The organism is Streptomyces sp. cmx-4-9 (assembly GCF_046548835.1).
Lineage (GTDB): Bacteria > Actinomycetota > Actinomycetes > Streptomycetales > Streptomycetaceae > Streptomyces.
Genome location: NZ_JAEBEE010000010.1, coordinates 176,836 through 190,444, shown reverse-complemented (window position 1 = coordinate 190,444; position 13,609 = coordinate 176,836). Strand labels below are relative to the sequence as shown.

The 13,609-nt window shown below is 70.6% G+C and carries 12 protein-coding genes; 4 read left to right on the top strand and 8 right to left on the bottom strand.

The genetic code is table 11. The features are described 5' to 3' along the window. Positions 1-6 precede the first annotated feature (6 nt). From ACLJTM_RS29510 to pflB, 4 genes are all read right to left on the bottom strand, one after another. Positions 7-2,325, bottom strand: a complete 2,319-nt coding sequence (locus ACLJTM_RS29510; RefSeq protein ID WP_411106811.1) for a molybdopterin oxidoreductase family protein — start codon at positions 2,323-2,325, stop codon at positions 7-9. After that, entirely contained in the window at positions 2,322-3,425 is a 1,104-nt protein-coding gene (locus ACLJTM_RS29505; protein WP_411106810.1) for an MFS transporter, read from the bottom strand. Before ACLJTM_RS29505 ends, ACLJTM_RS29510 begins: the two co-directional genes overlap by 4 nt. A 67-nt stretch (positions 3,426-3,492) precedes the next feature. Next, positions 3,493-4,320 (bottom strand): pyruvate formate-lyase-activating protein, encoded by an 828-nt coding sequence (gene pflA, locus ACLJTM_RS29500; protein ID WP_411106809.1) that lies wholly within the window; start codon positions 4,318-4,320, stop codon positions 3,493-3,495. 99 nt (positions 4,321-4,419) lie between these two features. After that, the gene (pflB, locus tag ACLJTM_RS29495) at positions 4,420-6,690 is read right to left on the bottom strand and encodes a formate C-acetyltransferase (protein ID WP_411106808.1); all 2,271 of its coding nucleotides are present in this window, start codon (positions 6,688-6,690) and stop codon (positions 4,420-4,422) included. A 237-nt stretch (positions 6,691-6,927) separates the two neighbouring features. Here pflB and ACLJTM_RS29490 point away from each other — a divergent pair, with 237 nt between their 5' ends. Beyond that, positions 6,928-7,050, top strand: a complete 123-nt coding sequence (locus ACLJTM_RS29490; RefSeq protein ID WP_411106807.1) for a hypothetical protein — start codon at positions 6,928-6,930, stop codon at positions 7,048-7,050. A gap of 105 nt (positions 7,051-7,155) precedes the next feature. On the opposite strand, the gene ACLJTM_RS29485 is transcribed toward ACLJTM_RS29490, so the two are convergent. Then, positions 7,156-8,562, bottom strand: a complete 1,407-nt coding sequence (locus ACLJTM_RS29485) for an MFS transporter (protein ID WP_411106806.1) — start codon at positions 8,560-8,562, stop codon at positions 7,156-7,158. Then, positions 8,559-8,957: a nitrite reductase (NAD(P)H) small subunit gene (locus ACLJTM_RS29480; RefSeq protein ID WP_411106805.1), complete on the bottom strand. Its 399-nt coding sequence runs from the start codon at positions 8,955-8,957 to the stop codon at positions 8,559-8,561. The genes ACLJTM_RS29485 and ACLJTM_RS29480 overlap by 4 nt, the downstream gene beginning before the upstream one ends. A gap of 62 nt (positions 8,958-9,019) precedes the next feature. Between ACLJTM_RS29480 and ACLJTM_RS29475 the strand changes: the two genes are divergently transcribed. Both ACLJTM_RS29475 and ACLJTM_RS29470 read left to right on the top strand, forming a co-directional pair. Continuing rightward, positions 9,020-10,177: a low temperature requirement protein A gene (locus ACLJTM_RS29475; protein ID WP_411106804.1), complete on the top strand. Its 1,158-nt coding sequence runs from the start codon at positions 9,020-9,022 to the stop codon at positions 10,175-10,177. 156 nt (positions 10,178-10,333) lie between these two features. Further along, positions 10,334-11,617, top strand: a complete 1,284-nt coding sequence (locus tag ACLJTM_RS29470) for a cytochrome P450 (protein WP_411106803.1) — start codon at positions 10,334-10,336, stop codon at positions 11,615-11,617. Between the two features lie 99 nt (positions 11,618-11,716). Here the strand turns inward: ACLJTM_RS29470 and ACLJTM_RS29465 are convergent, their stop codons facing one another. Both ACLJTM_RS29465 and ACLJTM_RS29460 read right to left on the bottom strand, forming a co-directional pair. After that, positions 11,717-12,211: a DUF5949 family protein gene (locus ACLJTM_RS29465; protein WP_411106802.1), complete on the bottom strand. Its 495-nt coding sequence runs from the start codon at positions 12,209-12,211 to the stop codon at positions 11,717-11,719. 57 nt (positions 12,212-12,268) lie between these two features. Then, complete coding sequence (locus tag ACLJTM_RS29460) at positions 12,269-12,985, bottom strand: DUF4352 domain-containing protein (protein ID WP_411106801.1); 717 nt, start codon at positions 12,983-12,985, stop codon at positions 12,269-12,271. Between the two features lie 153 nt (positions 12,986-13,138). Between ACLJTM_RS29460 and ACLJTM_RS29455 the strand changes: the two genes are divergently transcribed. Continuing rightward, complete coding sequence (locus ACLJTM_RS29455; protein WP_411106800.1) at positions 13,139-13,585, top strand: DUF6299 family protein; 447 nt, start codon at positions 13,139-13,141, stop codon at positions 13,583-13,585. Positions 13,586-13,609 lie beyond the last annotated feature (24 nt).

Here is a 13,609-nt window from a genome sequence, read left to right as displayed (position 1 = left end):
GCGGGGTCAGTTCCTCTCCGCCGTGCCACGGCCCTGCGGGGACGTGGGAGGCAGGGGGTCGGTGCGGGACACCTGGGTCTCCGGGTACGCCTGGCGGCCGGGGGGCGTGGGCGGTGCCGGGACCTCGTCGATCTGCGCGGCGGCTTCGATCCGTGCGGCGCAGACCTTGTACTCGGGGATCTTCGAGCGGGGGTCGAGGGCGTCGATGGTCAGGGCGTTCGCGGCCGTCGGATAGGGCCAGTGGTACGGGATGAAGACGGTGTCGGGCCGGATGGCCTCGGTGACCAGCGCCGGGAACACCTCGCTGCCGCGGCGGGTGACCACCCGTACCGGGTCGCCGTTGCGGAAGCCGTGCGAGGGGTGCACCTCCACCCAGGGGCGCGGGGTCTGCTCGACGAGGGCGCCCAGGCGGCGCGTCTGGTTCCCGGAGAGGAAGTGCGCGACGGTGCGTCCGGTGGTGAGGGAGAGGGGGAACTCGTCGGTGTACGGGTCCATCGGCGCGTGCCACTCGACGACCTGGAGGTGGACCTTCCCGTCGGGGTGGTAGGTCCGGCCGCCCTCGAACAGCCGGGGCGTGCCCGGGTGGTCGGTGGAGGGGCAGGGCCACATGATGCCGCCCGTCTCCTCCAGCCGTTCGTAGGTGATGCCGTAGTAGTCGTTGACGGTGCCGGCGGAGGCCACCCGCAGCTCTTCGAACACGTCGCGGGAGCCGGGGAAGTCGAACTTGTCGCCCACGCCGAGGCGGCGGGCCAGCTCGCACAGCACCCAGGTGTCGGTGCGGACTCCGGCGGGCGGCTCCTGCGCCTTGTTGTGCTTGACGACGCGGGCCTCGGTGTTGGCCATGACGCCTTCGTCCTCGGCCCAGACGGTGACGGGGAAGACCACGTGCGCGTTGGCGGCGGTCTCGGAGAGGAAGAAGTCGAACTGTGCGTGGAATTCGAGGGTGTCGTAGCCCTCCTTGACCGTGCCGTAGTTGGGCAGGGACACGAAGGGGTTGTTGCAGACCCCGATCAGGCCGCGGATCTCCTGGCGCTGCATCTGCCAGACCATCTCCATCATGGAGGTTCCGGCGGTGGGGAGTTCGGACTCCTCGATGCCCCAGATGGCGCAGATCTGCCGGCGGTGCTCCTCGTTCAGGATGGAGCGGCCGCCGGGCAGCAGGTCGGACTTCTGCCCGTGCTCGCGCCCGCCCTGGCCGTTGCCCTGTCCGGTGATGGTGCCGTAGCCCGCTCCGGGCTTGCCGAGGTTTCCCGTCGCCACGCACAGGTTGATGATCGAGAGGCAGTTCTCGACGCCCTGGGAGTGGTGCTCGACCCCGCGGGCGTGGAAGGCCATGGCCTTGCCGGCGCGGCCGAAGGTGCGGGCCACGTGGACGATCTGCTCCTCGGGGACACCGCAGATCCCGGCGGAGCGGGAGGGCGGGTAGGACTGGACGGTCTCCCTGACCTCCTCCCAGCCGGTGGTGTGCGCCGCGAGGTAGGCCTCGTCGGTCAGGCCCTCGGCCACGATGACGTGCAGGACGGCGTTGAAGAAGGCCGAGTCGGTGCCGGGCTTGAGGGCGACGTGGATGTCCGCGGTCCGGGCGATGGCGGTTTCCCTCGGGTCGACCACGATGAGGGTGGCCCCCCGGTCGCGGGCGCCCCACACGTACTGGGTCATGACCGGGAAGCACTCGCCCACGTTCGAGCCGGCGATGAGCAGGCAGTCGGTGAGCAGGATGTCGGAGAAGGGGTTGGCGGCCCGGTCAATGCCGAAGGACAGCTTGTTGGCGCCGGCCGCGCTGACCATGCAGAGCCGGCCGTTGTAGTCCACGTGCCGGGTCTTCAGCGCGACCCGGCCGAACTTGCCGACCAGGTACGTCTTCTCGGAGTACAGGCTGGCGCCGCCGAGCAGTCCGAAGGCGTCGTTGCCGTGGGCCGCCTGGATGCGGCGGATCTCGGCGACCGTGAAGTCCAGGGCCTCGTCCCAGGACGCCTCGCGGAACTCCTCGTCCCGGGTACGGCGCATCAGCGGGGCCGTCAGCCGGTCGGGGTGGTTGACCTGCTGGTAGGCGTTGATGCCCTTGGGGCACAGCCGCATCCGGTTGATGTCGTGGTTGCGGGGCTCCACGCCGAAGACCTTGCCGCCGCGGTCCACGCGCAGGTACATGCCGCACTGGACGCCGCAGAAGCAGCAGTGGGTGGGGACGAGGGTCTCGCCGTTCTGGTCGGCGTGCCACTGGTCGGCCGGGATGCCGCCGGCGTCGCGGAAGTTGCGGGTGCCGGGCGGGGCGATCGACGGGTCCAGGGGCACCGGCACCGCCTTGGCGGGGTCCGTCGCGGTCACTTGAAGCCCTTCTTGACGTGGTTCAGGTAGGCGGTGCCGCGCAGTACCCGCTTGCACCGGGGGCAGTACTCGGCCCAGGCGTCGAAGTCGAGCTTCAGGTCCCGCATGGTGCCGCGCAGGTTCTCGACGTACGGGGCGGTGTCGACGGGCTCACCGCAGCGCTTGCAGGCGAAGACCTGCTCGCCCTCGTCCTTGCGGGCCGTGTACTTGAACAGCTGCATGCCGACGGCGGCGGGGCGCTGGACGATGTGGAAGAACTTCCCGAAGGGGATGTAGATGAGGGTGAACACCACCGACACCATGTGCAGCAGGGCGAGGAACTCGTAGCCGCCGCCGTGCAGGAAGATCGAGGAGAAGGTCAGCAGCAGGCCGGTCACCGAGATCACGATCAGGCAGATCAGCGGCAGCAGGTCGTAGGCGAACCGCTGGCCGGTCATGGCCCCGCGGTCCTTCATCCGGCGCCACAGGAAGTACGAGGCGCCGGGGATGACGAGGACCGCGGCGATGTCCAGGCCGTGGAACATCAGCCAGCCCAGGATGTTCAGCGAGTTGAAGCCGAGGACCTTGATCCCCCAGATCCGCATGGCGTATCCGGGACCGGATCCGCTGTCGGAGGTGAAGGTGAACCAGCCCCAGGTCAGCGGGAAGGTGATCAGCGCCGCCAGGATGCAGCCCCAGAAGATCAGCTGGTGGGCGGCCCAGCGCGCGCGGGAGCGGGCCCCGAGGAACTTCTGGAAGCCCAGGTAGGTCGCGATCATCTTCGGCAGGGCCGTGGGCGCCTTGCGGAAGTTCTCGACGGAGAAGAAACTGCCGAAGCCCTTCTTGAACAGCCGGCGGGCGCCGGGCGCGGAGACCCAGACCGTGTACCGGTAGGCCACGCCGAAGGCCAGGAAGACGGTGGCGACGGCGTACGGCAGCAGCGCCGAGTCGAAGTCGCGCAGCAGACGGCTGCCCAGCACGATCGCGACGACGAGCAGCAGCGAGACGACGGCGCCGGCCAGGGTGGCCCGTGCGGTGACGGATCTCCCGGCGGGCGCTGGGCTCTCGGGGTCGCCGGGCGGTGGCGGGGCTTCGACGAGGACTTCTGAGGGCTCGGACACAGCACCACGCTAAGTGGTCTGTACCGTTTAGGCCCGTTATGCCACCTTTACGGGTGGGCTGAACGGGTCAGACCGCGGCGAGCCCGTGCGCCGCGAAGACGGATGCGGCCTGCGCCACCTGTCCGGCGGTGGGCGACGGGGTGTCATGGAGGCTGAAGTTCATGTCCAAGGCCTGCCACTTCCCCTCACCCAGCTTGTGGAAGGGCAGGACGTCGACCCGCGAGACGTTGCCGAGGCCCGCCGCGAACGCGGCGACGCCCTCCACGTTCTCCGGGGCGTCGGTCAGCCCGGGCACCAGCACGAACCGCAGGTGCACCTCCTTGCCGAGGCCGGCGAGCCGGCGGGCGAAGTCCAGGGTGGGCTCCAGTGGGCGGCCGGTGACCTTCCTGTAGGTCTCCCGGTCCCAGGACTTGATGTCCAGCAGGACCAGGTCCACGTCGCGCAGCAAGGCGTCGGTGGCGCGGGCCCCCAGGAACCCCGAGGTGTCCAGAGCGGTGTGCAGGCCAAGCTCGTGCTTCATCCGGTGCAGCAGCTCCCCGGCGAACACGGGCTGGAGCAGCGGCTCTCCGCCGGAGACCGTGGCGCCGCCGCCGGATGCGGCGATGAACCGCCGGTACTTGGCGGCTTCGGCGATGACGGCGTCGGCCGAGGTGCGCTTGCCGTTGCGCATCTTCCAGGTGTCCGGGTTGTGGCAGTACAGGCAGGTCAGCGGACAGCCCGACAGGAAGGTCACGAAGCGGGTGCCGGGGCCGTCGACACCGGTCGACAGGTCCCAGGAGTGCACCGAGCCCTCGCTGGGCCGCTGGGTGGCGGCCGCGGCCGGGGTCTGGCCCGCGCTGACGACGGCGGCGGCGGCCCGGCCGACGGGGATGCTCGTTCCGAAGAGGACGGTCATGGCAGGTGCTCCAACTGATCCGGTGTCCGCTGGTTCGCGCGGGCCCCGGGGCCGGGGCGGGGCCCGGCCCCGGGCCGCGCGGTGGGGGGTACCGCGGCTCTAGAGGGAGCCGTGGAAGGTGCGGTTCAGCACGTCGAGCTGCTGGTCCCGCGTGAGACGGACGAAGTTCACCGCGTAGCCGCTGACCCGGATGGTCAGCTGGGGGTGCTTCTCCGGGTGCTCCATGGCGTCCATGAGCGTGTCGCTGTTGAGCACGTTCACGTTCATGTGGAAGCCGTCGCTGGCCATGTAGCCGTCGAGGACGCCCGCCAGGTTCCGGATCCGCTCCTCGGGGGTGCGGCCCAGGCCGTCGGGGGTGACGGTGTTGGTCAGCGAGATGCCGTCCTCGGCGTCCTCGTAGGGCAGCTTGGCGACCGACAGGGCGGAGGTCACGTAGCCGTGGGTGTCGCGGCCGTTCATCGGGTTGGCGCCCGGGGAGAACGGCTCGCCGGCCCGGCGCCCGTCCGGGGTGTTGCCGGTCTTCTTGCCGTAGACCACGTTCGAGGTGATCGTCAGCACGGACTGGGTGTGCTCCGCACCCCGGTACGTCTCGTGCTTGCGGATCTTCTTCATGAACTCCTCGACGAGCCAGACGGCGATGTCGTCGACGCGGTCGTCGTTGTTGCCGTAGGCCGGGTAGTCGCCCTCGACGGCATAGTCGGTGACCAGGCCCGTCCCGTCGCGCAGGGCCGTGACCCTGGCGTGCTTGATCGCGGACAGCGAGTCGGCCGCGACGGAGAGCCCGGCGATGCCGCAGGCCATCGTGCGGCGCACGTCCCGGTCGTGCAGGGCCATCTCGATGCGCTCGTAGGCGTACCGGTCGTGCATGTAGTGGATGACGTTCAGCGCGTGGACGTAGGTCTGGGCGAGCCATTCCATCTGCGCGTCGAACTTCGCCATGACCTCGTCGTAGTCCAGCACCTCGGAGGTGAGGGCGCCGGTCTCGGGGCCGACCTGAGCGCCGGACTTCTCGTCCCGGCCGCCGTTGATCGCATAGAGCAGGGTCTTGGCCAGGTTGACCCGTGCGCCGAAGAACTGCATCTGCTTGCCGACCGGCATCGCCGAGACGCAGCATGCGATGGCCGTGTCGTCACCGAAGCGCGGACGCATCAGCTCGTCCGACTCGTACTGGACCGAGGAGGTGTCGATCGAGACGCGGGCGCAGAACTCCTTGAAGCCCTGGGGCAGCTGCGGCGACCAGAACACCGTCATGTTCGGTTCGGGGGCCGGGCCGAGGTTGTAGAGCGTCTGGAGGTAGCGGAAGGAGGTGCGGGTGACCAGCGGACGGCCGTCCTCGCCCATGCCCGCGATCGACTCGGTGACCCAGGTGGGGTCGCCCGAGAACAGCTCGTCGTAGTCCGGGGTGCGCAGGAAGCGGACGATGCGGAGCTTGATGATGAAGTCGTCGACCAGCTCCTGGGCCTGCTCCTCGGTGAGGCGGCCGGCCTCGATGTCCCGCTGGAGGTAGACGTCGATGAAGGTGGAGGTACGGCCCAGGGACATGGCAGCGCCGTTCTGCTCCTTCACGGCGGCCAGGTACGCAAAGTACAGCCACTGGATCGCCTCGCGGCCGGTGGCGGCCGGGCGGGAGATGTCGTGGCCGTACGAGGCGGCCATCGCCTTCAGCTCGGCGAGGGCGCGGATCTGCTCGGCGAGCTCCTCGCGCAGCCGGATCGTCTCCTCCAGCGAACGGCGGCCCGCGGGGCAGGAGTTCAGCTCCTCCTTCTCCTCCTTCTTGAAGGCGATGAGGCGGTCGACGCCATAGAGGGCCACGCGGCGGTAGTCGCCGATGATGCGGCCGCGGCCATAGGCGTCCGGCAGGCCGGTGACGACGCCGGCCTTGCGGGCGGCGCGGATCTCGGGCGTGTAGGCGTCGAAGACACCGGCGTTGTGGGTCTTGCGGTACTCCGTGAAGACCTTCTCCAGCTCCTCGGAGACCGGATAGCCGTAGGTCTCCAGGGCGCCGGCGACCATCCGCCAGCCGCCGTACGGCATGATCGCGCGCTTGAGCGGGGCATCGGTCTGCAGACCCACGATCAGGTCCCTGTCCCGGTCGATGTACCCGGGGGCGTGCGCGGTGATCGTCGAGGGGATGTCGTGGGCGATGTCGTAGACGCCCTTCTCGCGCTCCTCCGGGAACTTGTCGGTGATGGCCTTCCACACGGCGGTGGTGCGCTCGGTCGGGCCGGCGAGGAAGGTGTCGTCGCCTTCGTACGGCTCGTAGTTCTGCTGGATGAAGTCGCGGACGTCGATGGCATCGCGCCAGAGGCCGCCCTTGAAGCCCTCCCAGGCTCCGCCGTTCTTCGTGGTTTCCGCAGGGGTGGCAGTCATCGCCCGCACCTTCTTCGAGTCGCCTCATTGCTTGTGTCCATTGCACGCCTTTTGATCGATCATCGGTGGCCGCGTAGGTCCCGACCTGCCGCCCGAAGGTCCCCCGACCCCCTCGGCCTGCCCCCGCAGACCCCTCGCTGACCTGGGGTTTCAGCGGGGACCTAGGTCCCTCGTGCGCTTGTGAAAACTTTCACAAGAATTCCGTCCTGTCGGACCATATGAAGAAGGGCGGGGCCTGTGGATACCGCGAGGCACGTCGTGGCGAGCCCCGGCAGCATGAAGAAGCGGTGGACGACGAACCGGCCGACGCGGCTGGTGCGGGTCCGGCCGAAGTCGGCCGCCGCGATCAAGGGGCCGTAAGCGGGGAGCAGGGCGGAGAGGAGCAGCACCATGACCGCGAGGAATCAGAGTGGGCCTGGCGCCGTGACCGGAAAGGTGCGCCGGGTCGCGGCGCCCGGCACGGCACTAGCTGGGGGCTTCGGCGCCCTTGCGGGCGTAGAACCACCAGGCCACCACCACGCACGAGGCGTAGAAGGTCACGAAGCCCCACATCGCGCTGGTCACGGCGAAGTTGGCGAACATCGCCGGGATGAAGAAGAAGCCGTAGGCGGCGATGGCGGCGGTGAAGCCGGTCACGGCGCCCGACTCGATCTCCGACTGCTTCAGGGCGGCGGCGTACTCCGCGGTGCCCTCCGTCAGGCCCTTGAGGTGCTGGCCTCGGAAGATGACCGGGATCTGGCGGAAGGTCGAGCCGTTGCCCATGCCCGAGAAGAAGAAGGCGGACAGGAAGCAGAGGAAGAAGCCCTGGAAGGAGCCCTGGTCGGAGCCGGCCGGAAGGAAGGTGATCACGCCGATGATCGACGCCGCCATGCCCACGAAGGACAGGATCGTCACCCGCGCACCGCCGAGCTTGTCGGCGATCCAGCCGCCCGCCCAGCGGGCCAGCGCGCCCAGCGCCGGGCCCATCCAGGCATAGGTGGCCACCGAGTACGCCGGGAAGGTGGTCTTGATCAGCAGCGGCAGCGCCGCGGCGAAGCCGATGAAGGAACCGAAGGTGCCGACGTAGAGCCAGGTCATCAGCCAGTTGTGCTTGCGCTTGAAGATGATCTTCTGCTGGCTGAAGGGGGTGGAGGCCACCTTGAGGTCGTTCTGGCCGAACCAGGCGACGGCCGCCAGCACGATCAGCACCGGTACCCAGACGAAGGCCGCGTTCTGGAGGTAGATCTCCGAGCCGTTCGCTTTCTCCTGGCCGGCGCCGATCGCCAGGACCGAGGAGGTGATCAGGATCGGGGTGAGCAGCTGGACCACGGATACGCCGAGGTTGCCCAGGCCGCCGTTGATGCCGGTCGCGTTGCCCTTCTCCTGCTTCGGGTAGAAGAAGCCGATGTTGGCCAGCGAGGAGGAGAAGTTCGCGCCGCCGATGCCGCACAGGGCGGCGATGGCGACCATCGTGCCGTAGGGGGTGTCGGGGTTCTGCACCGCGAAGCCCAGCCACAGCAGCGGCACGATCAGCACGACGGTGGAGATCGCCGTGAAGCGGCGCTGGCCGACCATCGGGCCGATGAAGGTGTAGAGGATGCGCGCGGTACCGCCCGTGATGCCGGGCACCGCCGTCAGCCAGAACAGCTGGGACTGCGAGAAGCCGAAGCCGACGTCCTTGAGGTTGGTCGCCGTGATGCTCCACACCTGCCAGACCACGAAGGCCACCAGCAGGGCCGGTACGGCGATCCACAGATTGCGGGTCGCGACCCTCTTGCCGGTGGACTGCCAGAAGGAGGGGTCCTCCGGCGTCCATTCGGTGATGGTGCGGCCCGGTCGGTACTGCGCGGGATCGGCTTGTGGCCGTACCGCTTCCTGTGTCGCGGAGCTCATGGCATGTCCTGGAACGTCGAGGGGTGTCCTTGCTTATCCAGATTCCGCCCCCGACGACGGCCCGCGGCAGAGCAGAACGCACCGGAAGGGACGGGACAAGGTCCCGCCGCTGTCAGTGCGTTGGTCCGCCCGCGGCAGTCCGGCGCGAGGACGGGCAGGTGCACGCCCGGGTCGTCCATACAGACACCGGTCCGCAGGCCGCAGTCCTGCTTGCGCATCGGCGAGGCCACCACCGGCACGCCGTCACGACTGCCCGTGATGCCGCCCGCGATGCCGCCCGCACCCGAGAAGGGGGCCCGGGCGGGCTGCGGCGCCTGGACGGTGGCGCAGCCCCTGGCCGGCCATCCGCTCGTAACCCGGCTGGTACTGGACCGGTACGAGTCCGCCCGGGGCACGCGGGTGCCCCGAGCCGCGCGTCTGGCCTGCCGAAGCGCCCTCCTCTGGTCTGCTGGCCGGCATGGCCTACGTACCGATGACCGCACGCAGCCGCGAGGAGCACCACCGCGCGGCCACCCCGCTGGAGCTGTTCTTCGACCTCTGCTTCGTCGTCGCGATCGCCCAGTGCGGGGCCCGGCTCGTGCACGCGCTGGCCGAGGGTCATCCCGGGACCGGGCTGATCGGCTACTTCTTCGTCTTCTTCGGCGTGTGGTGGGCGTGGATGAACTTCACCTGGTTCGCCTCCGCCTACGACTGCGACGACGTGCCGTACCGGATCGCCACGCTCGTGCAGATCGCCGGTGTCCTCGTGTACGCCGCCGGGGTCGGCCGGGCCTTCGACGACAACAACTGGACGGTGGCCGTCGTCGGCTACCTGATCATGCGGGTGGCACTGACCGCGCAGTGGCTGAGGGCCGCGGCCGGGGAGAGCGGTCCGGCGCGCACCGCGGCCCTGACGTACGCGGCCGGGCTCGTGGTCTGCCAGGCGGGCTGGGTGGGGCTGCTGTTCGCCCCGCAGGACGTACGGCGCTGGCTGTTCCTGGTGATGGTGGCGGCCGAGCTGCTGGTCCCGGTGCTGGCCGAGCGCGGCCACCAGACGCCTTGGCACGCCCACCACATCGTGGAGCGGTACGGCTTGTTCACCATCATCGTGCTGGGCGAGACCATCTCCGCGAGCACGGTCGCGGTGAAGTCGGCGCTCGACGAGCACGAGGCCCTGGGCGAGCTGCTGCCCATCGCCGCGGGCGGACTGCTCATCGTCTTCGCCGCGTGGTGGATCTACTTCGCGGTCCCGATGCACGCGTACCTGATCTCGAACCGGCAGGCCATCCCCTGGGGTTACGGACACCTGCTCGTCTTCGCCTCGGGGGCGGCGATCGGCGCGGGCATCGAGGTCGCGGTCGAGCACGCCGTGGGCACGGCGCACATCACGCAGGCGGCTGCGAACGCCGCGGTGACCGTCCCCTCCGCCCTCTTCCTCCTGATGGTGTGGCTGCTGCACTCCCGGCACTTCAAGCGCGGTGCGGCGCAGCAGCTGACCCTGCCGCTGTCCGCCCTGGCGGTCTTCGCCTGTACCTGGGCGGGTACGTACGCGGTGCTGTACGCGGGCCTGGTCGCGACGGCCACGGTGGCCGTGGGCGTCACTCTGGCCACCCGCGCGGCCCGCCCCGCCGTCTGAGCCCTGCGCCCGACGCCCCGCCGTCTGAGCCCTGCGCCCGACGCCCCGCCGGGAGCCCCCCCGGCGGGCCGTTCCCGCCGGGCCGTCACCCCGGGCCGCCCCCGGCGTTCTCCAGCTCAGGACCACGCGCACACGCGCAGCGACTGGAGGCAGGCCATGACACTCCCGGCACCCCGCACCGGCCCCGTCCCCCCACCCGGGGCCGCCCCCGGGGCGGAACTGGCCGAACCCGGCTTCTGGCAGCGGCCCCCCGCCCACCGGCTGGCCGCCTTCGCCCGCCTGCGGGCCCTGGACGCGCCGGTGTTCGTCCCCGAGGGGGCCAAGGGGGCAGGGCACTGGGCGCTGGTACGGCACGGCCAGGTGCAGGAGGCGAGCCGGCTGCCCAAGCTGTTCGCGAGCGCCCCCGGGGTGACCACGCCCGAGCCGGCCCGGTGGGTGCGGGCACTGTTCGGGGACTCGATGGTCAATCTGGACGGCCCCGACCACGCCCAGCTCCGCAAGATCGTGCAACGGGCCTTCACGCCCCGGCTGCTGGCCGCCGCCGAGGAGGACATCCACGCCGTCGCGGCGCGGATCGTGGACGACGTACTGGACCAGGAACCCGACGAGTTCGTCTCGGCGGTGGCCTCCCGGCTGCCCCTGGAGGTCATCTGCAACATGATGGGCATCCCGGAGCACTACCGGGCGGAGATCGCCGACCGCGTGAACCACGCCTCCGAGCACATCGGTGTGGAACGCGCCCTGCTCTCCCGGCTCCGGATGCCCGGCCGCGGGCTGCGGGCCCTGGCCCGGATGCAGCGCATGGTGGCGGGCATCGGGCGGGAGCGGCGCAAGAACCCCGCCGACGACCTGATCTCGGCTCTCGTGTGCGCGAACGTCGACGGCCAGGCCCTCGGGGCGCGCCAGCTCGGCGCCTTCTTCAGCCTCCTGATGGTCGCCGGGGTGGAGACCACCCGCAACGCGATCACCCACGGGCTGACCCTGCTGACCGACCATCCGGACCAGCGGGACCTGCTGCTCTCGGATTTCGAGGCGTACGCGGACGGGGCGGTGGACGAGATGATCCGCCACTCGACGCCGATCATCCAGTTCCGCCGGACGGTCGCCCGCGAGCACACCCTGGACGGGCACCTGTTCCGCCCGGGCGACAAGGTCGTCCTGTACTACGCCTCCGCCAACCGCGACGAGCGGGTCTTCCCGGATCCCGACGCCTTCGACATCACCCGGTCCCCCAACCCGCACCTGGGGTTCGGCGGCGGGGGCCCGCACTTCTGCCTCGGCGCGCACCTGGCCCGGGTGGAGATGAAGTCCCTCTTCCGGGAGCTGCTGACCCGGCCGGTCGGCCTGCGCGCGGTGGGCCTGCCGGACCTGGCGGGTTCGAACTTCGACAACCGGGTCCGCTCCCTGCGGTTCGCCTTCGAACGCCCCGGGTGCCCGTAGTGCCGGGGAGCGGGCGCTGCGCAGGACCGGCCACCGGGCAGGCTGGGAGCCCGGCGGCCGGAGCGGGGGGGCGGGGCGGGCCGGGGCCCCGCCGAAGGGCTACTTCTGCAGGCGGCGCACCGACAGGACGCAGTGCGCGCTCCCGGTGAGGACGGCCTCGTCGCCCGCGAACGCCTGGAGGGTCTCAGCCGTGACCGGCTGGCCGGGAACGGCCTCCGGCCAGGCGCGTGTGGCGAAGAGGAAGTAGGCCTGACCGCTCTCGTCCGCCGCGGCGACCCACTCGTCGGGCGCGGTGCACTGCGCGTTCATCCCGGGCAGGGTCAGCGCGATCTGATTGCCTTCCAGCAGGATCTGCACCGGGAAGCCCGAGGGGTTGCGGGTGCCGTCCATGACGACGTCTCCGATGGGCAGGCCGATCTCCTCCAGCAGCCCGCGGGCGGCCGCCTCCCCGGCTTCCCGGCCCTTCGGGCCGTCACCGAGGGTGTAGGCGAGGAGGTACGGGATGTCGTGCGCCTCGGAGGGGTCGCCGATCCAGGCGAGCACCGAAAGGGTGCCGAGCTGGGACCGGTCGATTTCGGCTTGAGTAGAAGTCATGCGCCGCACCCTAGTGGTCTCTCCCCCGGCTCTTTCACGGCCTTTCACCCGGGCGGGCTAGACACCCCAGAAACCACCTCCGGAATTCGGCTGGATGTTCGCGTCCTGGTACTGGAGCCGCACCACGCGGGCGTTTTCCGGGATTTCGAACACCACCCATCCCTCGGCCCGCTCACCGACCTCCAGGGAATCGAAGACGAGTGGTTTGCCGGTCGTCAGTTCACCGGTGGGCACCACCGCGTAACGCTTCCCCGCGCTGTCGTACGCCCACATGCGCCCGAGCGCCCCGTACGAGGCCCCGCCCACGTTGACGAACGACATGGAGGCGGCCGCCCAGCGCTTCCCGGCTGGCGGCGCGAAGTTCTTGTCCACGCTGACCGCCGGATCCACGTACGCGTTCAGCACCACCTGGAGGTGCCGCCCGACCTGGGCGCCGCGCACCCGTACGGCATCGCCCACGTGGGCGTCCTGCACGGCGGCGGGCAGCGGCCCGGCCGCCGCGGCCCGCCCCGGTGCTCCCACGGGGTCCTCTCCGGCGCCGGGCGCCCCGTCGTCCACCGGGACGGCGGGGGCCGCGGCGGGCGCGAGCGCGGCGCCCTCGGGTGCGTGCCGGCAGGCGGCGGCGCCGAACAGGAGGAGCGGGAGGAGGGCGGCGGCGAGGAGAGGGGTCGTGCGGAGGGGGATGGTGCGGCGGGGCATGGTGCGGCGGGGCATGGTGCCGAGAGGGGTGGTGCGGCTGGGAGTGGTGCGGCTGGGGGTGGCCGACTGACGCATGCGGATCCCTTCGGGGACGGATTGCGGTCAGTCTCACGCCCGCCGGCGGGAAATTGCACACACCGACACGGGTGTGCGGAGCCAGTTGCCGTCCAACTGCCAGCACAATGCGTTCCGGCGGAATCCCGTCACCCGAATCGACCCGGAGGAACAATGCGTATTCACGGAACCCGCATGGCCCTGGCGGCGCTCTCGGCGCTGGCCGCGACGGCCGCATTCAGCGCCCCGGCCCAGGCCACCGTGTACGACCAGGGGATTTCCGTACTGTCGCACGGTCACATCCACCCGGACGGCACGGTCACCCTTTCCGGCACCTACCACTGCACCAACCCGTCACCCGTGGGGGCGAAGCTCCAGATCTCGGCGTCGGTCCGGCAGGAGGGCACGCGGCTCGCCTTCGGCGGCGGGGAGGCCGACTGCGACGGCCGGGAGCACGCGTGGGAGGCCACCGGCTCGCTCAGGTACACCCCGGGCATCCACGCGGGTGCGGCGCTCGCCGAGGCGAAGCTCGACGAGGTCCACTTCTCGGGCCTGATGCCCCGCTCCGTGGACACGGTCGCCGAGGACCGCCGCGAGATCCGGCTGATCACCCGGGGCTAGCCCCGGTGGGGCCCGGCCGCGCCC

Coding starts and splice junctions, on each gene's coding strand:
- pflA (WP_411106809.1), bottom strand. CDS start 4,320: ATGACCGTCCTCTTCGGAACGAGCATCCCCGTCGGCCGGGCCGCCGCC.
- pflB (WP_411106808.1), bottom strand. CDS start 6,690: ATGACTGCCACCCCTGCGGAAACCACGAAGAACGGCGGAGCCTGGGAG.
- ACLJTM_RS29485 (WP_411106806.1), bottom strand. CDS start 8,562: ATGAGCTCCGCGACACAGGAAGCGGTACGGCCACAAGCCGATCCCGCG.
- ACLJTM_RS29475 (WP_411106804.1), top strand. CDS start 9,020: ATGGCCTACGTACCGATGACCGCACGCAGCCGCGAGGAGCACCACCGC.
- ACLJTM_RS29470 (WP_411106803.1), top strand. CDS start 10,334: ATGACACTCCCGGCACCCCGCACCGGCCCCGTCCCCCCACCCGGGGCC.
- ACLJTM_RS29465 (WP_411106802.1), bottom strand. CDS start 12,211: ATGACTTCTACTCAAGCCGAAATCGACCGGTCCCAGCTCGGCACCCTT.
- ACLJTM_RS29460 (WP_411106801.1), bottom strand. CDS start 12,985: ATGCGTCAGTCGGCCACCCCCAGCCGCACCACTCCCAGCCGCACCACC.
- ACLJTM_RS29455 (WP_411106800.1), top strand. CDS start 13,139: ATGCGTATTCACGGAACCCGCATGGCCCTGGCGGCGCTCTCGGCGCTG.